The organism is Mycobacterium sp. SMC-19 (assembly GCF_045310815.1).
In the GTDB taxonomy this organism is placed as follows: domain Bacteria; phylum Actinomycetota; class Actinomycetes; order Mycobacteriales; family Mycobacteriaceae; genus Mycobacterium.
Map to the genome: position 1 here is coordinate 327,023 of NZ_JBJIAM010000004.1, position 19,669 is coordinate 346,691.

The window sequence follows — 19,669 nt, forward strand, 5'->3', positions numbered from 1 at the left end:
GAGTCACTTCAAAACCTCCATGTTGCGTTTGACCTCGAGTCGCCGCAGCTTCCCCGACGACGTCCGGGGCAGCGATCCCGGCGCCAGGAACACCACATCTGAGGGCACCACCCCGCACTGCGAGGCCACCCGGGAGATCAGGTCGGCACGCGCGCCGGCCTCGTCACGGCCACGGAACTCAGCGGCGATCACCAGTCCCGGGCGGAGTCCGTCGGTGCCGACCGCGACCACCGCGCCCTCGCGGACACCTCGCACCTCGGCGGCGACCCGCTCGATCTCGGTGGGAAACACGTTGCGCCCGGCGATCGAGATGATCTCCTTGGCCCGGCCACAGACCACCAGGCCGGCGTCGGTGAAGTAGCCGAGGTCGCCGGTGGCGAACCAGGCGTCCGGTCCCAGCGCCGGCTGGCCGAAGTAGCCCGACATCATCGAGGTTCCGCGGATCTCGATCTCGCCGACTTCGCGTTGCGGCAGCTCGTCGTGGCGCTCGGCCACCGGACTGATGCGGACCTGCATCCCCGGAATCGGCTCACCGAGCACCGCATGTCTGCGTACGGCCTGATCGTCTTCGCCCGCCGCGCCGATGAGTTCGTCATACTGCAGGCCGGCGCCTGGCCGTGGCGCGGTCACTGCGCAGGTGGCTTCGGCCAAACCGTACGACGGCATGAGAGCACCGGGGGCGAGGCCGAACTTGCCGAGTTCGGTGACGAAACGCTCCAACCCCGTGCAGTCGACCGGTTCGCCCCCGTTGATGGCGACCCGCAGCCGGCCCAGGTCCACTTCGGGGACTCGTCGGGCGTATTTGCCGATCACGCTGTAGGCGAAGTTGGGTGCGGCGGTCATGGTGGCCCGGCTGTCATGCAGCCAGCTGAGCCACCGGAACGGCGAGGCGGCGAACGCCGCGGTGGGCGCCAACCACTGTTCCGAGCCGGTCAGCGCGGCGCTGAGCAGGAAGGTCAGCCCCATGTCGTGATAGAGCGGCAGCCAGCTGCAGCCGACGTCGTTCGCCGGATCCACGCCGACGTGCGTGCTCAATCCGGAAACGTTCGCCAGCACCGCGGCCGGCGACAGCTGGGCGGTGCGCGGGCTACCGGTGGACCCAGCGGTGCCCTGCAATACCGCGGGCACATCGGCGCCCGAGGTGACCGGGTTGACCGAGCGATCTGTGCCGGCGGCGGCGGCAACGTCCGCCACCGCCAGGCTGCGACCGATCGCCTCGGAGCGCAGCAACTCCAATACCGATCCGTGGCTCAGCACGGTGCGGACCCCAATGCCGTGGAAGCGATCCAGTGTCGCCTGTGCCCATTGCTGGGGATCGGCACCGCGGACCGGTCCGGGCAAGATCGAGATGCTGCGGCCGGCCAACCAGGCGCCCTGAATCGCCGCGATCAGGTCTGCGGTCGGCTCACCGACCAGCCCGACAGCCCCGTCGTCGTCGCCGTCAAGGATCCGGGCGGCCACGCTTTCGGCCCGAGCGTGCACCTGCTGCCACGGGTGGCGATCCCATGCTCCGGCGTCGGAGTCAAAGACCACCAGATCGTGTTCCGACCCGGTCATCGCCCGGGTCAGGGCGCCGGCCAGCACGCTCACGCGTCGGCAGGGGCTTTCGCCCGAATGGCGGCCTCAAGGTCCCCGACCGTGTCACAGTTCAACAGGTCTTCCTCAGACAGCGCGACACCCAGACGATCCTCAATGGCGACCATGCCGATGGCGAAGGCCACCGAGTCGAGTCCGACGTCATCCACCAGCCGCGACTCCGGAGTCACGCGGTTGAGATCGACCTGCAGGTCGTCTCGCAAGATCTCGCGCAGCGCGGCGTTGATGGCATCGGGGGATGAAGCGCTCATGCCCAGGGACGCTACACCAAACCGCGAACTAAGGTTAGCTTGCCCTATCTTGTGACTCCCGACACTTAGGGTAAGGCAAGGCTTGCCTGATGTTTGCTCTTATGGTTAACGTTGCCCTGCGTTCTACATAGACAGGAACCTCACATCAGATGAGGTCACGATAAGGAGAAGCAATGCAGCTCGCCCTGGCCGCCGGTTCGACCGACCGCGGCACCGTATCTAACGCGCGCGCCACGGGCCTGCTGGCCGCGGGCGTCGCCCTGGCCGGCGCCGGCGTGATCGCCGTCAACCCGATCGTCCCGATGATCAGCGCGGCCGCCCAGCAGACCGCGGTCGAGCTCACCGCCACCACTGGCGAAAACCTCGACCACATCATGGACCTGCTCACGGGCCCGAACCCGGTCTTCACGGCCCTCGGTGAGCTGGGCAGCTACTACGGCGAGACCACCAGCAACAGCTTCAACGGCGTGCTGGATGGCCTCGAGGTCATGTGGTCCGGCGGAGGCCGGGTCATCGGCCTGGAGACCCTGCTCCCGCAGGTCGCTGAGTTCCTCCAGCAGGGCGACTTCCTCAACGCCTGGAACCTGCTCAACAACGACATGCTGTACAACTTGAACGGGATCTTCCAGCCGCTCTTCGACCACACTGTGCGTGGCACCGGCGAGTTCGTACCCGGCGTGATGGGCATCGGCGCGGACCTGACCAATGTTTGGGCGGCCGTGCAGGAAATCTTCGGCGACTTCAACTTCTGGAAGACCACCGCCAAGTACTTCATCGAACCGCTTACCGGTTTCGCGTTCGCGCTGTCGGAGAACCTGACCGGCGTGCCGGACGGTGTGGAGCACACGTTGCAGGACCCGTTCGACGCACTGCTCAACGGTTACATCACCTGGGACTCCGAGACCGGCGAAGACACCGGCCAGTGGTGGGGCCTGCTTACCGAGAACGGCACCTTGTCGTACTTCCTCGACTTCCTGCCGGGCAAGTTCGCCGACGCGTTGACCTCGACCATCCCGGTGCCCGAGGTGGACGTCGACCCGGGCGACGCGGCTGCCGCTGCCAGCCTGCTCGACTTCGGCTGGCTCGACAGCCTGTTCAACTAGCAGTACCGCACCACCTGTCTCGCGCGAGCGCTGGCGATCCCAGCGCTCGCGCGGCAGCAGAGCCGGGTTCGGGCCGCCACGCGCCCGAGCCCGGCTCTAAACATTGCCATTGACTAATGGCACCATTGACTGTTGACTCAGTCACATGATCCTTGGCCGATCGCCCAAACGCAGCCACGGGGCCTCCGCCGTCGTGACCGGCGCCGGAAGCGGCATCGGAGCCGCCTTCGCCATCGAACTCGCCCGCCGCGGCAGCGCCGTGGTCTGCAGCGATATCGACGATGACGCCGCCCAGGGCACCGCCGCGGCCATCACCGGCGCGGGCGGCCGCGCCACCACCGTGCACTGCGACGTCTCGCGGCTCGACGAGGTCACCGCGCTAGCCGAGGCCGCACAGTCCTGGTTCGGCCACGCCCCCACCCTGGTGATCAACAACGCCGGCGTCGGAGCCGGCGGGCAACCGATCGGCGAGATGCCGATGGATGACTGGAACTGGACGCTGGGCATCAACCTGTGGGGCCCCATCCACGGCTGCCACGTCTTCACCCCGATCCTTCGGGAGGCAGTACCCGATCAGCCTCGCGGCATCATCAACGTCGCCTCCGCCGCATCGTTCGGCGCCGCCCCGGAAATGGCGGCCTACAACGTCAGCAAGGCGGGCGTGCTCTCGCTGTCGGAGACCTTGGCGGCCGAGCTGTCCGGTACCGGCATCGGTGTCACCGTGCTGTGCCCGACGTTCGTCAAGACCAACATCGTCGAATCCGGCCGGATCACCGCCCAATCCAGCGAGGCGGCGAACCTGCTGATGCGCTGGACCGGGCTCTCCGCTGGGCGCGTTGCCCGCGACTGCCTGGACACCCACGACCGCGGCGGGCTGTACTGCATGCCGCAACTGGACGCCAAGATCGGTTGGAACATCAAACGTTTCGCACCGGAGACATTCACCCGAACCATCGGACTGGCATTCCGTGCCAGTGCGGCATTCCCAGGTAGGTCCGACTAAAGGAGATCACGATGGCTCTCGACATGGACGTCATGCTCACCAAGATCAAGGATCGGCAATGGGCGCTGGCCGATATCGACTGGGACGCACCGGGAGCCGAGCTGATCCGTCCCGAGATGGCGCCGAAGCTCAAGAAGTTCATGGCCGACCTGTGCTGGATCGAGAACATCGGCGCCCGCGGCTTTGCGGCCATGGCACGCAAGGCGCCCACCGCAACGCTGGCCGAGATCTACCGCTACTTTCATGCCGAGGAGCAACGCCACGCCAACGCCGAACTGGCGCTGATGAAGCGCTGGGGCATGCTCGAAGACGGCGAGATGCCCGAGCCCAATGTGAATATCCGGTTGGCGATGCAATGGCTCGACGACTACTCCGACGACCTGCCGCTGTCGGTGCTGGGCACGGTGATCCCGATGCTGGAAGTGGCACTTGACGGCGCCCTGCTCAAGTTTCTGCTCGACGAGGTCGATGACCCGGTCTGTCATCAGGTGTTCGAGAAGATCAACAACGACGAATCCCGGCACATCGCCGTTGATTTCGAGGTGCTGGAGCTGATCGGCCACGCCGACGCCCGCAGGCTGGCCATCGAGTTCGTCGGCACCGTAGCCTCCCCCTCACTGATCGTCGGCGCGCTGATCTCGGTCCCGCTGCTCAACCGGATTCGCAACGAGGTCATCGGCATGGGACTGGATCCCCAGCGGCTCTACGCGGCGCTGATGCGTTTTACGCAGTTCGGCGAACGAGGCGAACACACCCGGCGGGTGCCGGCCTACCAGGTGATCAAGCGCTACTCGGGCTGGATGGCCAACCCGGACAGCCCCTATCACCTGCTGGCCAACCCGGCGGTGTGGCTCTCCGGCTTGTACCCCAAACGACTGCTCAAGCCCATCCCGAGCTGGTTCAAAGAGCTCACCCACGAACCGGCGGCCTGACATGGCGCGCGCGCACATCTACCAGACGCTGATCGTGGGCGCCGGGTTCACCGGGATCGGCGCGGCGATCAAGCTGGCGGAGGCCGGCCTCGCCGGACCCGACGAGATCGTCATCCTGGAGCGCAGCGACCGGGTCGGCGGCACCTGGCGCGACACCCGCTATCCCGGTGCGGCGTGCGATATTCCGTCGCTGCTGTATTCCTTCTCGTTCGTCACCAACCCCGCGTGGTCGAGGGCCTACCCCTCGGCCAGTGAGATCTGTGCGCACATCGAGGACATGGTCGACCGGTTCGACCTGCGCCGCCACATCCGGTTCGGCACCGAGGTCACCGGACTGACTTTCGATGAGGGCGACGGCGTGTGGACGGTGTCGGCCGGGCGCACGAAGTTTCGGGCCCGCACCGTGGTGCTGGCATCCGGGCCGCTGCCGGATTCCAGCCTCCCGGCCCTGCGCGGTCTGAAGAGCTACACCGGCCACAAGATCCACAGCGCACGCTGGGATCACGACTACGACTTCACCGGCAAGCGGGTTGCGGTCATCGGCACCGGCGCCAGTGCGGTGCAGATCATCCCGGAGCTGGTCGAACAAGCTGGATTCGTCAAGGTCTTTCAGCGCACTCCGGGCTGGGTGATCCCCCGCCTGGACATGGCCATGCCGGCCGCGGTCCAGGATCTGTTCGCCAAAGTCCCTGCCGCCCAGCAGCTTGCCCGCCAGGCGCTGTTCTGGGGGCACGAGGCTAGCGCCACCGCACTGGTGTGGAACACTCCGCTCACCGGCCTGGTGGCCCAACTGGGCAAAGCCCACCTACGCGCAACGGTCAAAGATCCCTGGTTGCGTCGCCAACTCACCCCGGACTTCACCCCCGGCTGCAAGCGCATGCTGATCTCCAGCGACTACTACCCGGCGCTGCAGCGTGACAATTGCAAGCTGATCGCCTGGCCGATCGCCACGCTCAGCCCGTCGGGCATCCGCACCAGCGACGGCGTGGAGCACCACCTGGACGCCATTGTGTTCGCGACCGGCTACGACGTGCACCTGACCGGCCCGCCGTTTCCGGTCACCGGGCTGGGCGGCCGCTCACTGGCCGCGGACTGGAGCGGCGGCGGCCAGGCCTTCAAGAGCATTCAGGCCCACGGCTACCCGAACCTGTTCTTCATGACCGGCCCCAACTCCGGGCCGGGCCACAACTCCCTGCTGGTCTACGTCGAAGGCCAGATCGACTATGTGGTGCGTGCCATCGGTGCGATCCGCGGGCGGCGCCTGCGCTACCTGGACGTGCGTGACGATGTACAACGGCGCCATAACGAGCAGATTCAGCGGCGACTGGGTAAGACGACCTGGATGTCGGGATGTCGCAGCTGGTATCTGACCGAGGACGGTTTCAACGCGTCGATGTACCCGGGGTTCGCAACGCAGTATCTTCGGCAGATGCGCAGTTTCCGCCTCTCCGACTACCACGCGGTGGCATGACCGGACCGGATCGTCCCGCCAAGCCCGACTCCATCGCCGGGGTGCTGGCCAATCTGCGGCGGGTCCCCCGCCGAGTGCGGCGCGAGTCCCGCGAGGTGATCGAGGCCGCGGTGACCCAGCTCTTCGAGATCGTGGTGCGCCATCCGGGCGGCAACACGGCATCGCGCGAATACCGGATCGACGACCTGGCCCGATTGGGCGGCACCACCACCCGCAACGTACGGGTGTACCGGGACCGGGATCTGCTGCCGCCGCCGCGACGGGTCGGGCGGATCGCGTTGTACAACGACACTCACCTGACCCGGCTGCGGCTGATCACCTCGATGCTCGACCGCGGCTACACCATCGCGCACGTCAAAGAGATGATCGGCGCCTGGGAGCAGGGCAAGGACCTCGGCGACATCCTGGGATTGGAAAGCGCGATCGCCGGTAGCTGGACCACCGAACGGCCCGAGACCATGCCGCGCGCGGAGGCCGAGCGGCGAATCGGCGACCCGCCGGCGATGCGGCGACTGGTGGCGCTCGGGGTGGTCCGCCTCAACGAGGCCGACGCCGTGGCCACCATAACCAGGCCCAAGCTGATCGATGCGTTCAACGAGGTCCGCGGCTACGGCATTGCCATCGACAAGCTCATCGACCTCTACGAGCAGTCATTGCCGCACATCGACGCGATCAGCCAGATGTTGGTGCGAGCCGGCGCCGAGCACGTCCTGACCCGGATCCAGCCCGGTGCGCCCCTGCCGGCCGACACCGAGATCGCCGAACTGATCGGCATGCTGGTGCGGTTCCGCACCCAGGCCGTCGCATCAGTGACCGCCACCCTGGCCTCGTCGATCGAATCGACCATCGAGTCGATGGTCAGCGGCCTGCTCACCGAGTCGCTGCTGCAGTGACCCACGCCGCGTACGATGCCGCTAGGCCAGGGCGAGGAACAGCTTCTCGAGCTCGTCCTCGGTGAGCGGCGCCTTACCGTTGGCGGATTCACCGGACAGGCATTCGCGAAGTCCACTGGCGACGATCTTGAAGCCAGCTCGGTCCAGCGCCCGCGAGACCGCGGCAAGCTGGGTGACCACGTCCTTGCAGTCGCGGCCGCCTTCGATCATCGCGATCACCCCGGCGAGCTGGCCGTGCGCACGGCGCAACCGGTTCAATACCGACTTGACGCTGTCTTCGTCATCAAGCACGTGAGGTCCTCTCCCCGAGCCGCCTGTTATACCCTATAGGGTATCTCACTCCGGGAGTGGGGCGGCGGATTCAGCGCTCGGCGATCAGATACGGCGCCAGGGTGGCCAGCTTCTCGCAGGTCTCCTCGAATTCCCGCTCGGGCCGTGACTCGGCGATGACACCCGCTCCGGCCCGCAGCCAGCAGCGCCCGCCGCCTTCGTAGGCCGCCCGCAGCGTCAACGCGGCATCGAGGCCGCCGTCCGCCGAGAACATCACCACCGCACCGGAGTACAGCCCTCGCGGGCACTCGTCGAGCCGCAGGATGGCGTCGATGCCGGCCGATTTGGGAATTCCCGACGCCGTGACCGCGGGGAACAGCGCCTCGAGGGCATCCATCCGATCCCGGGCGGGATCCAGCCGGCCGCGCACCGTCGACCCCAGATGCTGGACACTCCCCCGCTCTCGGACGGTCATGAAATCGGCGACGACGGTGGTGCCGGGCTCGGCGATCTCGGTGATCTCGTCCACCGAGGTGCGAACCGAGATCGCGTGCTCCACGATCTCCTTGGCATCGGATTCCAGCTCGGCTCGGACCGCCGCGTCGATCGCGGGATCACCGGTGCGTGCACGCGTCCCGGCCAGCGGCTCGGTGACCACCACGCCGTCGCCGCGCACCTCGGCCACCAGCTCCGGGCTGTACCCGAGCGCCCTAATCCCGCCCAACCGCAACAAGAATGACCGAGCCGGGGTGTTGTGCCGCCGGCCCAGCCGGTAGGTCGACGGGAAGTCCAGCGCGAACGGCACGTCGACGCAGCGCGACAGGATCACCTTGCGGTAGCCGCCGGCACGGATCTCCTCGACCGCGGTCGCCACCCGATCGCGATAGCCGGCGCCGTCCGCGTCGACCACGATCGGCGACGGCTCCGCCAGCGCGGGGACTCCGTCGGCCAACAGGCGCTCCAGCACCCCGACCGCCCGGTCACTGTGCCCGAAGAGCTCGACTTTCTCGGCGGTGACGACGATGCGGGTCTGCGGCCAGAACACCCGCGCCAGTGCGGTTCCCGGCGCCAACCGGTCCTGCAGTCCGAAGCGGTAGCTCCCGAATTCGAAAGCCACCCAGCCGAATACCTCAGCGGCCTCGAGCAACAACCGGTCCACTGCCTCACCGAGGACTGCAGCCGGTCGGCCCCGCCAGTGTTCGCGACGCACCACCCCGTCGCGGACTGTGCGCAACTCGTCGCTGTCCAGCTCGACGGCGGCACGCACGCCGGCGGCCAGCGTCCAACTTCCACCACGCTCGTAGAGCAGGTACTCCTGACCGTCATGTTCAGGCAGTTCCGCGGCCAGCGCGGCAGCCAGATCGGCCGGTTCGACGCCCGGCGGCAACGGCACCGACGACGCAGCTTCGGAGACTGTTTCGACACCGACCTCGGACACAATTAGTAAATGTAGCCTAACCTACTAAGTGACGTGCGCCTCGCCCCGCGAACGCGCGCGCAACCTCAGCCGGGCAGCAGGGCCAGCAGTCTCGCTCGCGCTTTCACGTGCAGCTGCTCGAACTTGGAATTGCGCTGCCGCTCCATCTCCGCGGCCATCCGATTGCCCAGGTCCTCCAGCTCCGCGTCGGTCAGGTCGACCGGCGCCGGCGGAGGCACCAGGTCGCGCTCCTCTTCGTCGGCGTGCGCCTCCAGGACGGTGAGGAAGGAATTCCACTCGTCCACATACCGCGGTGAGCTGCTCGGCGTCCGCAATGCCACCGCGAGCTGGTCGTAGATCTGTCGATGCTCGGCGTGTGCGATCGCGATCAGCTTGCTCGCGGCCGCCAGCGCCGGATAGTAGATGTCGTCCTCGATCTTCATATGGATGGTGAACTCGCGCAGCAAGGTATCGAGGGTCTGCTGCCGCTCGGCCGAGCCGACGGGAGCGGCTTTCAACCGGCCGCCCAACCCGCGCAGCACGTTGTGATGGTCCCGCAAGACGGTGTAGGCGTCACTCATTGTGCGATCTCCTTCTGTTCAGCGATTTCGGGGCACTCCAGGGTCTGCGGGGCGAGATATTTGACCCGGCCCTCACCAAGGGGTGTCACCGCGCCGTCGCGCAGCTCAACCATCCCGTCACGCACCCGCGCCTGGTAGCAGGGCAGCGGCGCGGCAGACGGTCCGCGCAGCACCGCACCGGTTTCCACGTCGAACTGCGAGCCGTGCCACGGGCACACGATCCTGCCGCGGTCCACCCAGCCGTCTTCCATCGGCGCGGCCAGGTGCGGGCACAGTCCGGCGAACGCCGAGACGCTGTCGCCGTTGCGGCACAGCACCACCGCGACGCCGTCGACGTCGATGCGCTTGGGCTTCTTGCCGGCCGGGAGCTCCGCCTCCGGAAGCACCGGTGTCCAGTTGTCGATGCGCAGCCGATCACCGGACTGATCGATGCCGATTCCGGAGCCGAACACCAGCGCACCGCCCAGGAATCCGCTGGCGGAGGTGATGCCATAGCCGACCGCACTGGTCACGATGCCGCGCAGTTGCCGGCCGCGGCGCCGGTCCCGCCAGGACTGGATGTACAGACCCGTGGCGACGAGATTCAGCACGCCGTGCACCAGCCCGATACGCCGATCCTTGTCGTGGGTGTGCTGCCAGTCGGTCACCCCGGTGGCCGCGGAAGCGAAGTTGGCCGCAATCCCCAGCCCCAGGGCGCGCTGGGCGAATCGCGACGCGTCAAGCACTTCTGTCGCGGACTTGCTCGGCAGCAGACTCAGCGCATCCAGGGCAACGGTTGTTCCGATGGCACCGGTGGTCAGCGATGCCAACGGCGGATGTACCGGGTGACCCAGCCACACACCGTTCAAGAAGTTGGTCACCCGGGTCCGGGCCCCGCCGAAGGCATTGAATGCGAAGCTCAATACGTTCTCCAGCCGGTAGCTGGGCCGGTCCATCCACTCCTGTCGACCGAGAATCTCCAGCACTCGCCCGCCGGCTCCGTGCGCCCGGTCCGCGGCGCCTCGCGCCCGTTGAACTGCCATCCCGTCGGTCCTCCATCTGCCCCCGGCTACGCCATGTGTTGGGCCTCGTTTGCGGAGCTACAACCGGGAGCGTATCCGCATGTACGATTTCCTACAAGTAACGGATTACGATATTGCTGCCTACGCTCCTAGCTCGATGCCAGCCGGACCGGCGCTACGCGTCGCAGCTACCCAAAAACCATTGTTTACCATTGTGATTAGTGCTCCTGCAGCCACCATTCCGCGCACCGCGAGGCGGACCTTGCAACGCCAAGGTAAGATTGCTGTGAATATGTTGGCAACGCATTTCCGGTGCACAACGCCGACATGTCGAAGTACCACTCAAACCGTATCTGCGGTTTCCGCCTTAGTTGCCGGACCGGCCAGCGGATGAGTGGCGCCGGCCGCTGCGACGAGATTGCAGTGACGCGTAACAGGCGTTCACGATTCGGTATCAGTCCTCACACAAAGGTTGGCAACGCCGACATCCGTGCGGACTATGGAGTCATGCTAAGTATTCGCAAACTCGTGGGATCGATGTTCGTAGCGACAGCCGCCGCGGCAATCGCCGCAGCCCCGACAGGCGTGATGCTGATGACCGGCTCGGCGGGCACGCCCGGCCAGACCGCGGTCGCCCAACCGCACGGTTCCGGCGGCCCGGACGGCAACGGCGGAGGCGGCGGCTGTGGCCATGACGCCGGTTGGCAGGGCTGCGGCGGCTTTGTCCCCGGCCAGGGTGGTTTCGGCCACGGCTGCTTCAACGGCATCTGCGGCAGCTGGGACGGCGGCCGCGGCTGGTTCAGCGGCTAACCCGCCGCTGAACCAATTGGCGGCGACCCGCCGCGCTCGCGATCGCCGCTAGCCCAGCAGCGAACGCACCACCGCGTCGGCCAACAGCCGGCCGTGATCGGTCAGCACCAGCCGCTCACCGTCGAGGTACAGCAGTCCGTCGGCTATCGCGGTTGCGGCGCGCTCGCGCTCCTCGGCATCCAGAACCGCCAGCGCCAGCCCGTCGCGCATCCGCAGTCGCAACATCACGTCCTCGGTGTGCCGGTCGGCGACGGAGAGTTCTTCGAAGCCGGCCACCGGCAGGGCGTTGTCCCCCAACAGTTGCGCGTACGTGTTCGGGTGCTTGACGTTCCACCAGCGCAGGGCGCCGTCGTAGCTGTGCGCGCCCGGTCCGGCGCCCCACCATCGGCCGCCGGCCCAGTAGCCCACGTTGTGCCGACAGGCTGCGCCGGGCCGGCTCCAGTTGGACACCTCGTACCAGTCCATCCCGGCCGCTCGCAGCCGGCTGTCGACCAGCTCGTAGCGGTGTGCCGCCACATCACCCTCGGGAGCGGGTAGTTCCCCGCGCCGGACCCGACGGGCCAGTGCGGTGCCGTCCTCCACGATCAGGCTGTAGGCCGAGACGTGATCCACTCCCGCCTCCAGCGCGGCGTCCACCGACCGCAGCAGATCGTCATCGGTCTCGCCGGGGGTGCCGTAGATCAGGTCGATATTGAGGTGCTCGAAGCCCGCGGCCCGCGCCTCGCGGGCGGCCGCCACGGGCCGGCCCGGCGAATGGATCCGGTCCAGGGTGGCCAGCACGCGCGGCGACACCGACTGCATGCCCAGCGAGACCCGGGTGTACCCCGCGGCGCGGATCGATTCAAAGAACTCCGGCGACGTCGACTCCGGGTTCGCCTCGGTGGTGACCTCGGCGTCGTCGGCCAGTCTGAAGTGCTCGCGAACATGGTCGAGCACGCGCGCCAGCCGCGCCCCGCCCAGCAGCGACGGTGTGCCGCCCCCGACGAAAACCGTGTCGGCCGGCTGGCCGCCCAGCCGGGCCGCCGCCAGTTCCAGTTCCTTCCCCAGCGCAGCCACCCAGGCGTCGGGGTTCGCGCCGCCGAGTTCCGCCGGGGTGTAGGTGTTGAAGTCGCAGTAGCCGCACCGGGTGAAACAGAACGGCACGTGCACATACACGCCGAACGGGCCGTCGTGGCCGCGCCGGGCCGGCGCCACGTCGGGCAGCGCTACCGCAGTCGGGGTGGATGTCATGGGGCCCGATCATCCCACGGCGCCGCGGGCGGCGCCGTGGCGTCAACCCCTCAGTCCGATGGCCCGCCGGTCACCGGCGTGTCCGCGTCCAGCGTGGACACGTAGTGGGTCAGTGACCCGACCGGCGCAGTACCGGCGGCGTCGCCACGCGACACGCATCCCGCCCATGCCCCAGGGCCGCGGTTGGCCATGATGCGCTTGGCGACGGCGATCTGCTGTTGTGCCGACGCCTGCGAGGGCAGTCCCACGCCGCCGTTGTCGCCCCAATCCGCGACGCTGATCTGCAACCCGCCGTAGCCACCGTCGCCGGTATCGGCTGTCCAGTTCCCGCCGGATTCGCAGCGGGCGATCGCTTCCCAGTCGATCGGGTCGGCGCTGGCCGAGCCGGACAATTCGGCGGCGCCGACCAGCAGCACACCCGCCGTAAGCGCTGTGAACTTCCTCATACCAACTCCACCTTGCTGGCCAGCCAGCGACCGTCGACCTTGTCCATGGTCATTCGGATCCGGCTGTGATCGAGCACGGGTTCGGGGTTGTCGGCGTTACGCACAGCCTGGTCGACCAGAAGCACCACCACGGCGTGATTCCGGTCGGCGGACTTCAGCACCGCCTCGGCGACGTTCCCGCGCGCCGTCGCCTTGCTGTCGATCAGTTGCTGACGCAGCGTCACGCTGGAACGGGTGTGCATGGTCCGGAACTCGCCGGTCGATCCGTCGGTGATGTCGGCAAAATTACGATCGATGTTGTCGGCGTCGATGTTGCTCAGCCGCAACACATATGCCTCGGCGGCCGCAAGAGCCTGCTCACCGGCGAGGTGGGTTTGGTAATGCTGGACCGCCAGCCATCCGCCGCAACCGACCGTGGCCGTCAACGTCGCCACTGCCAGCCAGCGGCGCAGCTGGGCACGGCCGCTCGTGCGCGGTGGCGGCTCGGCCACCGGCAGTGGTTCCCACACCGGTTCCCATCCGAAGTCGACACTCACCTGTCCCACCCGCCTTCCGATCGGCTGTCCGTCTGCGGTGGCCCGGTACCGAGGCGCATAGCCCCGAGCCGTTCCGATCCGCTCCCCCGGCCCGACCGCCGCAGCGTCGAGCCCCAGATGAGTTTTGCTCACGCTGATCACAACTTTGCGCCGGTAAGGAAGATTTTCGGCATCCATGGCATAATCGCCGTTGTGACCGCCGCCTACTGCACCTCGTCCGGGGTTGCCTTGGTGGCTCGGCGGCATATCGATTTCAAGCGTGTTTGCAGCTGTCGCTGTCTGCCTTGATGTCGTAGAACCGCCCACCTGTATTTTCCAGCTGGCCGCCGGATCTGCGCCGCCGGAGACAGTTGCCGGTGCACCGCGCTCAATCCCGCCGGCTCCTCTTTGAAGGAGAATCCATGACCGCCACTCCGACTGCTCCCCCGAGCAGGGCCAAGCGCAGCGAGGCCCAGTGGGCGCTCGGCGAGACCGAACCGGTCAACCCCAACGAGCAGTTCAAGCAGGAAGACCCGGCGCTGAACGTGCAGGCCCGGATCGTCGATGTGTACTCCAAGCAGGGGTTCGACTCCATCACCAAGGACGACCTGCGCGGGCGCTTCCGCTGGATGGGCCTCTACACCCAGCGCGAGCAGGGCTACGACGGCACCTTCACCGGCGACGAGAACGCCGACCTGCTGGAGGCCAAGTACTTCATGATGCGGGTGCGCTGCGACGGCAAGGCACTGTCTGCCGCCGCGATGCGGACCCTTGGCGAGATCTCGGTCGACTACGCCCGCGGCACCGCCGACATCTCCGACCGCAACAACCTGCAATACCACTGGATCGAGATCGAGAAGGTCCCCGAGATCTGGGACCGACTGGATGCGGTCGGGCTGCAGACCATCGAGGCCTGCGGTGACTGCCCGCGTGGTCTGCTCGGGTCCCCGCTGGCCGGGGAATCGCTCGACGAGGTCCTCGACCCGTCCCCCGCCCTCGACGAGATCGTCCGCCGGTACATCGGCAACCCGGAATTCGCCAACCTGCCGCGCAAGTTCAAGACCGCGGTCTCCGGTCTGCCGGACGTCGCCCACGAGATCAACGACATCTCCTTCATCGGCGTCAACCACCCCGAGCACGGCCCCGGCTTGGACCTGTGGGTCGGCGGCGGCCTGTCCACCAACCCGATGCTGGCCCAGCGGCTCGGCGCGTGGGTGCCGCTGGACGAGGTGCCCGACGTCTGGGAGGCCGTCACAAGCCTGTTCCGCGACTACGGCTACCGCCGGCTGCGTTCCAAGGCCCGGCTGAAGTTCCTGGTCAAGGACTGGGGCGTCGAAAAGTTCCGCCAAGTTCTCGAAACCGAGTACCTCAAGCGCCCGCTGATCGACGGGCCGGCACCGGAGCAGCACACCGCGACCGTCGACCACGTCGGGGTGCAGAAGACCCGCAACGGCCGCAACGCGATCGGGGTGGCCCCGATCTCCGGCCGGGTGAACGGCGCCACGCTGCTCAAGGTCGCTGAACTGATGGAGCAGGTCGGTTCGGACCGGGCCCGGTTCACGCCGTACCAGAAGCTGGTCATCCTCGACGTTCCCGACGACAAGGTCGACGGGCTGGTGGCCGAACTGGATGCGCTCGGCCTGCCGTCCAACCCGTCGCCGTGGCGGCGCAACCTGATGGCCTGCACCGGACTGGAGTTCTGCAAGCTGTCGTTCGTCGAGACCCGGGTGCGGGCCCAGAGCCTGGTTCCGGAGCTCGAGCAACGCCTCGATGACCTCAACGCGGTGCTGGACGTGCCGGTCACGGTCAACATCAACGGGTGCCCGAACTCGTGTGCCCGGATCCAGGTGGCCGACATCGGATTCAAGGGCCAGATGATCGACGACGGCAACGGCAATTCGGTCCCCGGATTCCAGGTGCACCTCGGCGGCAGCCTGGGCGCCGACAGTGGGTTCGGCCGCAAGCTGCGCCAGCACAAGGTCTACAGCGACGAGCTCGGCGACTACATCGAGCGAGTGGTGCGCAACTTCATCAAGCAGCGCAGCGCCGGTGAGCGTTTCGCCCAGTGGGCGGTGCGTGCCGAAGAAGACGATCTGCGATGAGACCCCACAGCGAAGCGGAGTTGCGTGAGCTGGCCGCCAAGGGCGCGGCCGAGCTCGACGGCGCCAGCGCCACCGAGCTGCTGGAGTGGACGGATGCGAACTTCGGCGGGGTGAACGGGCTCGACGCTTCAGGAGGACCCGCCTCCTCCTGCAACTACGTGGTGGCCTCCAACATGGCCGACGCGGTGCTGGTGGATCTGGCGGCCAAGGTCCGCGCGGGCGTTCCGGTGCTGTTCCTCGACACCGGCTACCACTTCGCCGAGACCATCGGCACCCGCGACGCGGTGGAGGCGATGTACGACATCGCGTTGGTCAACGTCACCCCACAGCAGACCGTGGCCGAGCAGGACGCGGCCCACGGCAAAGACCTGTTCGGGTCCAATCCGGCGCTGTGCTGCCGGCTGCGCAAGGTCGAGCCGCTGTCCCGCACGCTGCGCGACTACTCGGCGTGGGTCACCGGGTTGCGCCGGGTGGAAGCGCCGACGCGTGCCAACGCGCCGCTGGTCAGTTTCGACGAGCAGTTCGGTCTGGTGAAGATCAACCCCATCGCCGCCTGGTCCGACGAGGAGTTCGACGCCTACATCGTCGCGAACAACGTGCTGGTCAACCCGCTGATCGATGAGGGCTACCCGTCGATCGGCTGCGCACCGTGCACCATCAAGCCGGCGGAGGGTGCCGACCCGCGCAGCGGGCGCTGGGCGGGTCTGACCAAGACCGAATGCGGGCTTCACGCCTCGTGACCACCACGCTGGTGCTGACCGCACACGGCAGCCGGGATCCGCGCTCGGCTGCCAACACCTGTGCGATCGCCGGCCATCTGCGCCGGCTGGCGCCCGAATACGCCGTACGCGTGGCGTTCTGTGAACACAGCACCCCGAACCTGCGCGACGTGCTGCGCGAGACCACCGGCAGTGCAGGCGACGACACCGTCGTCGTCCCACTGCTGTTGGCCAGCGCGTACCACGCCCGCGTCGATATTCCGGCGATGATCGCGGAGTCCGGCGTCGGCGTACGAGTGGCTCCGACGCTGGGTGAGGACAGCCGTCTGGTGCAGGTTCTCGGTGAACGCCTGTCGAGCGCCGGTGCCTCTCGGTTCGACCCTGAGCTGGGTGTGGTGGTGGTCGCGGTGGGCTCCTCGCACGCGGCGGCCAACGCTCAGACCGCTACGATCGCAGCCCCGCTGTATCGCGGAACACGTTGGGCCGGAGTAGAAGTCGCCTTCGCCACTGACGGACCCCAGCCATCGGTACCCGAAGCCGCGGAACGCTTGCGAGCCCGCGGCGCGACGAAGCTGATGATCGCCCCGTGGTTCCTGGCCCACGGCAGGATCACCGACCGGTTGGCCACCTACGCCGCGCAGGCTGGGATCCCGATGGCCGAGCCGCTCGGCGCGCATCGCCTGGTGGCAGCGACCGTGCTGGACCGCGTCGAAGGCGTCCTGACCGCCCAGGCTGCCGCCTGACGCACGGCGGACTACCAACAACCGTTCCGCAGTGAAACCCGTCACAGCACTCATCGCCACCCTTCGCCCTTAGTATGGTTAGCCTAACCTACGTAAGGAGCTTGGGTGACGTCCACGGGCGAGGATCCCCTTATCGCGAGAATGGTAATCCGTCGGCGGTTCGCGCTGCACGAATCATGTACCAGGCTTCGCCAGATCCATCCGCATTGCCCGCGAACCTACGGTGTCGCGGTTCTCGCCGACGTCAACAAACGCCGATGGTTCCCGTTGGATTCGGTTTTCACCATCGACCGCCTGCGGGTCCGCTTCGACGAGACCGCCGCCATGACCGATCGCCGCGCGGCCGGAAACGTGTTGGCTGCGCGCTTGATCCACGAAGTGCTGGGTCGGCTCCTTCCACTGGTCCTTCTCGAGGGACGCGCGTGGGACGCGGGCCTGGAGAACCTGTGGGTGCACTTCGACCGGGACAACGACATCGACTGGGTGGCCGTTGTCGATCCGACCGTGCGGGTGCTGCCCGACGATCCCTGGATCCAGCAGAAGGGCGAGCGCTGCCAGGCCGAAGCGGTCGTGGTGCTGCCGAGCGAGTCGGCCCTGACCACCTGGGCGGCACACCGCTGCCACCGGACCCTGGCGCCGCTGTTCGTCTGGCTCCACTCGGTGTGCGAGGGGGCGATCTCGATCTCATCGATGTGGCAACTCCTGGGTTCGACTGTGGTGGTGGCGGCCGCCCAGTTGCCACGCCACACCGAGCAGGACGAGGCCATCAGCTTCCGGCGTAGCCAGGCCATCCTGGACGCGATGGTCGGCTTCGGCCTGCCAGTACGGGGGCCCGCCATGTCAGCACTTCAACCGAGGACAGCTTCCCGTCGGGTCCCCACCAGCACTGTGTCGAGTTCGGGCGGGCCACAACTGTGAGCTCCCGCCCCGACTTCTCGATGCTCGTCGGCTACGGCAGCGACATGGGCAACGCCGAGGACGCCGCCATGTCGTTCGCCGAGGCCTTCGAAGAGACCACCGGTCTCAGCGCGGAGGCCGTTGAACTCAACCAAGTGGACATCGCCGACCTGCAGTCGGCCACCCACCTCATCGTCGTCACCTCGACCTGGGGCGACGGCGAGTTTCCCGACAACGCCACGCTGTTCTGGGAGGCACTGAGCGCCGAAGCCGCCGACCGTCTGGAACACCTGAGTTTCGCGGTGCTCGCCCTCGGTGACACCGGCTACGACCTGTTCTGCAACGCTGGTCGACTGCTCGATGCACGTCTGGAACAGTTGGGCGCCACCCGGTTGGCCGAACGGGTCGAGATCGACGGCTCCTACGCCAAGCCGGCCGCGGCGTGGACGACGGACGTCGTCAAGCTCCTGGCAGCAGAGCACACCACGGCCACTGCCGGCGCCGTCGTGTCCGGCCGCGCAGCACAACCGCCCGAGGAGACCGCACCGGCCAACCCCGACCGGGATCACCCCTTCGAAGCCCGCGTCGTGGTCAACCGGCTGCTCACGGCGCCTGGATCCGACAAGGAGGTCCGCCACTTCGAACTGGACCTCAGCGGCTCTGGCATCGCTTATGCCGCAGGCGATTCCCTGGCCGTGCACCCAGTGAACGATCCCGCCCTGGTCGACGCCATCCTGGCCGAGTTCGGCCTGGGGCCCGAACACACGGTTCCCGGCCACGACGAACCGCTCGGAACGCTGCTCACACACCACCTCGAGATACGGACGCCGTCGCGGGCACTGCGGGAGCTGGCGGCGGCACGCAGCCGCGATGAGCATGCCGCGGCCGCCCTCGGCGAGAATGCCGCTGCGACACAGGACTCTTGGCTCTACGGCCGGGACGTTCTCGACCTGATCAGACTGGGTACGCTGACTGCGGACGAGGTGATCGACACCTTGCGCCCGCTTCAGTACCGCGACTACTCGATCGCGTCTAGCCCGCTGGTCAGCCCCGACCACGTGCACCTGACCGTCGCGACCGTCCGTTATGCCCTCGCGGACCGCCACTATGGCGGCGTGGCCACCACGTTTCTGGCCGATCGCGCCGAAACGGTGCGAATACATCTGCGGCCCACTCATTCGTTCCGACTGCCCGGGCCCGATGTCCCGGTCATCATGATCGGGCCTGGGACCGGAGTGGCGCCGTTTCGAGCATTCCTGCAAGAACGCCGCGCCGTCGGGGCGAAGGGACGTTCGTGGCTGTTCTTCGGGAATCGGCGCCGGGCCGGCGACTTCCTCTACCAAGCCGAGTTCGAGGACCATCTCCGGTCAGGGGTGCTGTCCAGGCTCGACCTTGCGTTCTCCCGCGACGGCGCCGCCGACGCACCGAACCGGTATGTCCAGCAACGCATGTGGGAGAACTCGACCGAGCTCTTCAGCTGGTTGGAGGAGGGCGCGCTGCTCTACGTGTGCGGCGATGCCGAACGCATGGCCAAGGACGTCGACGCCGCGCTGCATGCCATCGTGGCCACCGCCGGCAACATGGACACCGCTGCGGCGCACGCGTATGTCAACCAGCTCATCAAGACTCACCGCTATCTGCGGGACGTCTACTAGGCCTTCCCCGCGCGGTCCGGCGCGGGGAAGGCCT

Annotated in this window: 21 protein-coding genes; 12 read left to right on the forward strand and 9 right to left on the reverse strand. The window is 67.5% G+C overall.

What is annotated here, in order from left to right; translation table 11 throughout:
- Positions 1–3 precede the first annotated feature (3 nt).
- The gene (gene mbtM, locus ACJH5R_RS11530) at positions 4–1,590 is read right to left on the reverse strand and encodes a long-chain-fatty acid--ACP ligase MbtM (protein WP_406781972.1); all 1,587 of its coding nucleotides are present in this window, start codon (positions 1,588–1,590) and stop codon (positions 4–6) included.
- Complete coding sequence (locus tag ACJH5R_RS11535) at positions 1,587–1,895, reverse strand: acyl carrier protein (protein ID WP_406758639.1); 309 nt, start codon at positions 1,893–1,895, stop codon at positions 1,587–1,589. The genes mbtM and ACJH5R_RS11535 overlap by 4 nt, the downstream gene beginning before the upstream one ends.
- Positions 1,896–2,020: 125 nt before the next feature.
- Between ACJH5R_RS11535 and ACJH5R_RS11540 the strand changes: the two genes are divergently transcribed.
- The 5 genes from ACJH5R_RS11540 to ACJH5R_RS11560 all read left to right on the forward strand — a co-directional run bounded on the left by ACJH5R_RS11540 (position 2,021) and on the right by ACJH5R_RS11560 (position 7,249).
- Positions 2,021–2,950: a hypothetical protein gene (locus tag ACJH5R_RS11540; protein ID WP_406758572.1), complete on the forward strand. Its 930-nt coding sequence runs from the start codon at positions 2,021–2,023 to the stop codon at positions 2,948–2,950.
- A 145-nt stretch (positions 2,951–3,095) separates the two neighbouring features.
- The gene (locus ACJH5R_RS11545) at positions 3,096–3,953 is read left to right on the forward strand and encodes an SDR family NAD(P)-dependent oxidoreductase (RefSeq protein ID WP_406758571.1); all 858 of its coding nucleotides are present in this window, start codon (positions 3,096–3,098) and stop codon (positions 3,951–3,953) included.
- A gap of 11 nt (positions 3,954–3,964) precedes the next feature.
- Positions 3,965–4,885, forward strand: coding sequence for a ferritin-like domain-containing protein (locus ACJH5R_RS11550; protein ID WP_406758570.1), 921 nt, complete (start codon positions 3,965–3,967; stop codon positions 4,883–4,885).
- Between the two features lies 1 nt (position 4,886).
- Complete coding sequence (locus ACJH5R_RS11555; RefSeq protein ID WP_406758569.1) at positions 4,887–6,356, forward strand: flavin-containing monooxygenase; 1,470 nt, start codon at positions 4,887–4,889, stop codon at positions 6,354–6,356.
- A complete protein-coding gene (locus ACJH5R_RS11560; protein WP_406758568.1) occupies positions 6,353–7,249 on the forward strand; it encodes a MerR family transcriptional regulator in 897 nt (298 codons plus the stop codon). The genes ACJH5R_RS11555 and ACJH5R_RS11560 overlap by 4 nt, the downstream gene beginning before the upstream one ends.
- 21 nt (positions 7,250–7,270) lie before the next feature.
- Here ACJH5R_RS11560 and ACJH5R_RS11565 read toward each other — a convergent pair whose 3' ends face one another.
- From ACJH5R_RS11565 to ACJH5R_RS11580, 4 genes are all read right to left on the reverse strand, one after another.
- Positions 7,271–7,540 carry a metal-sensitive transcriptional regulator gene (locus tag ACJH5R_RS11565; RefSeq protein WP_406758567.1) on the reverse strand — a complete coding sequence of 90 codons (270 nt, stop codon included), beginning with the start codon at positions 7,538–7,540 and terminating at the stop codon, positions 7,271–7,273.
- A gap of 70 nt (positions 7,541–7,610) precedes the next feature.
- On the reverse strand, positions 7,611–8,957 hold the full coding sequence (locus ACJH5R_RS11570; RefSeq protein WP_406781973.1) for a salicylate synthase: 1,347 nt from the start codon (positions 8,955–8,957) through the stop codon (positions 7,611–7,613).
- A 65-nt stretch (positions 8,958–9,022) separates the two neighbouring features.
- Positions 9,023–9,517, reverse strand: coding sequence for a hemerythrin domain-containing protein (locus ACJH5R_RS11575; RefSeq protein WP_406781974.1), 495 nt, complete (start codon positions 9,515–9,517; stop codon positions 9,023–9,025).
- Complete coding sequence (locus ACJH5R_RS11580; protein ID WP_406781975.1) at positions 9,514–10,539, reverse strand: Rieske 2Fe-2S domain-containing protein; 1,026 nt, start codon at positions 10,537–10,539, stop codon at positions 9,514–9,516. The genes ACJH5R_RS11575 and ACJH5R_RS11580 overlap by 4 nt, the downstream gene beginning before the upstream one ends.
- A gap of 516 nt (positions 10,540–11,055) precedes the next feature.
- On the opposite strand from ACJH5R_RS11580, the gene ACJH5R_RS11585 reads away from it, so the two are divergent.
- The gene (locus ACJH5R_RS11585; protein ID WP_406758563.1) at positions 11,056–11,328 is read left to right on the forward strand and encodes a hypothetical protein; all 273 of its coding nucleotides are present in this window, start codon (positions 11,056–11,058) and stop codon (positions 11,326–11,328) included.
- A 48-nt stretch (positions 11,329–11,376) separates the two neighbouring features.
- Here ACJH5R_RS11585 and hemW read toward each other — a convergent pair whose 3' ends face one another.
- From hemW to ACJH5R_RS11600, 3 genes are read right to left on the reverse strand one after another with little or no spacing between them, the layout of a single operon-like run.
- Positions 11,377–12,558 (reverse strand): radical SAM family heme chaperone HemW, encoded by a 1,182-nt coding sequence (gene hemW / locus ACJH5R_RS11590; protein ID WP_406781976.1) that lies wholly within the window; start codon positions 12,556–12,558, stop codon positions 11,377–11,379.
- 50 nt (positions 12,559–12,608) lie between these two features.
- Positions 12,609–13,004 carry a transglycosylase family protein gene (locus tag ACJH5R_RS11595; RefSeq protein ID WP_406781977.1) on the reverse strand — a complete coding sequence of 132 codons (396 nt, stop codon included), beginning with the start codon at positions 13,002–13,004 and terminating at the stop codon, positions 12,609–12,611.
- Positions 13,001–13,672 carry a hypothetical protein gene (locus tag ACJH5R_RS11600; RefSeq protein WP_406758560.1) on the reverse strand — a complete coding sequence of 224 codons (672 nt, stop codon included), beginning with the start codon at positions 13,670–13,672 and terminating at the stop codon, positions 13,001–13,003. The genes ACJH5R_RS11595 and ACJH5R_RS11600 overlap by 4 nt, the downstream gene beginning before the upstream one ends.
- Here ACJH5R_RS11600 and ACJH5R_RS11605 point away from each other — a divergent pair.
- From ACJH5R_RS11605 to ACJH5R_RS11630, 6 genes are all read left to right on the forward strand, one after another.
- Positions 13,658–13,828 carry an Ms4527A family Cys-rich leader peptide gene (locus tag ACJH5R_RS11605; protein ID WP_406758559.1) on the forward strand — a complete coding sequence of 57 codons (171 nt, stop codon included), beginning with the start codon at positions 13,658–13,660 and terminating at the stop codon, positions 13,826–13,828. The two genes, ACJH5R_RS11600 and ACJH5R_RS11605, sit on opposite strands and share 15 nt — an antisense overlap.
- A 113-nt stretch (positions 13,829–13,941) precedes the next feature.
- On the forward strand, positions 13,942–15,621 hold the full coding sequence (locus tag ACJH5R_RS11610; RefSeq protein WP_406758558.1) for a nitrite/sulfite reductase: 1,680 nt from the start codon (positions 13,942–13,944) through the stop codon (positions 15,619–15,621).
- Positions 15,618–16,361 carry a phosphoadenylyl-sulfate reductase gene (locus tag ACJH5R_RS11615; RefSeq protein ID WP_406758557.1) on the forward strand — a complete coding sequence of 248 codons (744 nt, stop codon included), beginning with the start codon at positions 15,618–15,620 and terminating at the stop codon, positions 16,359–16,361. The genes ACJH5R_RS11610 and ACJH5R_RS11615 overlap by 4 nt, the downstream gene beginning before the upstream one ends.
- Positions 16,340–17,083, forward strand: coding sequence for a sirohydrochlorin chelatase (locus ACJH5R_RS11620; protein WP_406758556.1), 744 nt, complete (start codon positions 16,340–16,342; stop codon positions 17,081–17,083). The genes ACJH5R_RS11615 and ACJH5R_RS11620 overlap by 22 nt, the downstream gene beginning before the upstream one ends.
- Before the next feature lie 105 nt (positions 17,084–17,188).
- A complete protein-coding gene (locus ACJH5R_RS11625; RefSeq protein ID WP_406758555.1) occupies positions 17,189–18,001 on the forward strand; it encodes an iron reductase in 813 nt (270 codons plus the stop codon).
- Positions 17,998–19,635: a sulfite reductase flavoprotein subunit alpha gene (locus ACJH5R_RS11630; protein ID WP_406758554.1), complete on the forward strand. Its 1,638-nt coding sequence runs from the start codon at positions 17,998–18,000 to the stop codon at positions 19,633–19,635. The genes ACJH5R_RS11625 and ACJH5R_RS11630 overlap by 4 nt, the downstream gene beginning before the upstream one ends.
- Positions 19,636–19,669: the final 34 nt, after the last annotated feature.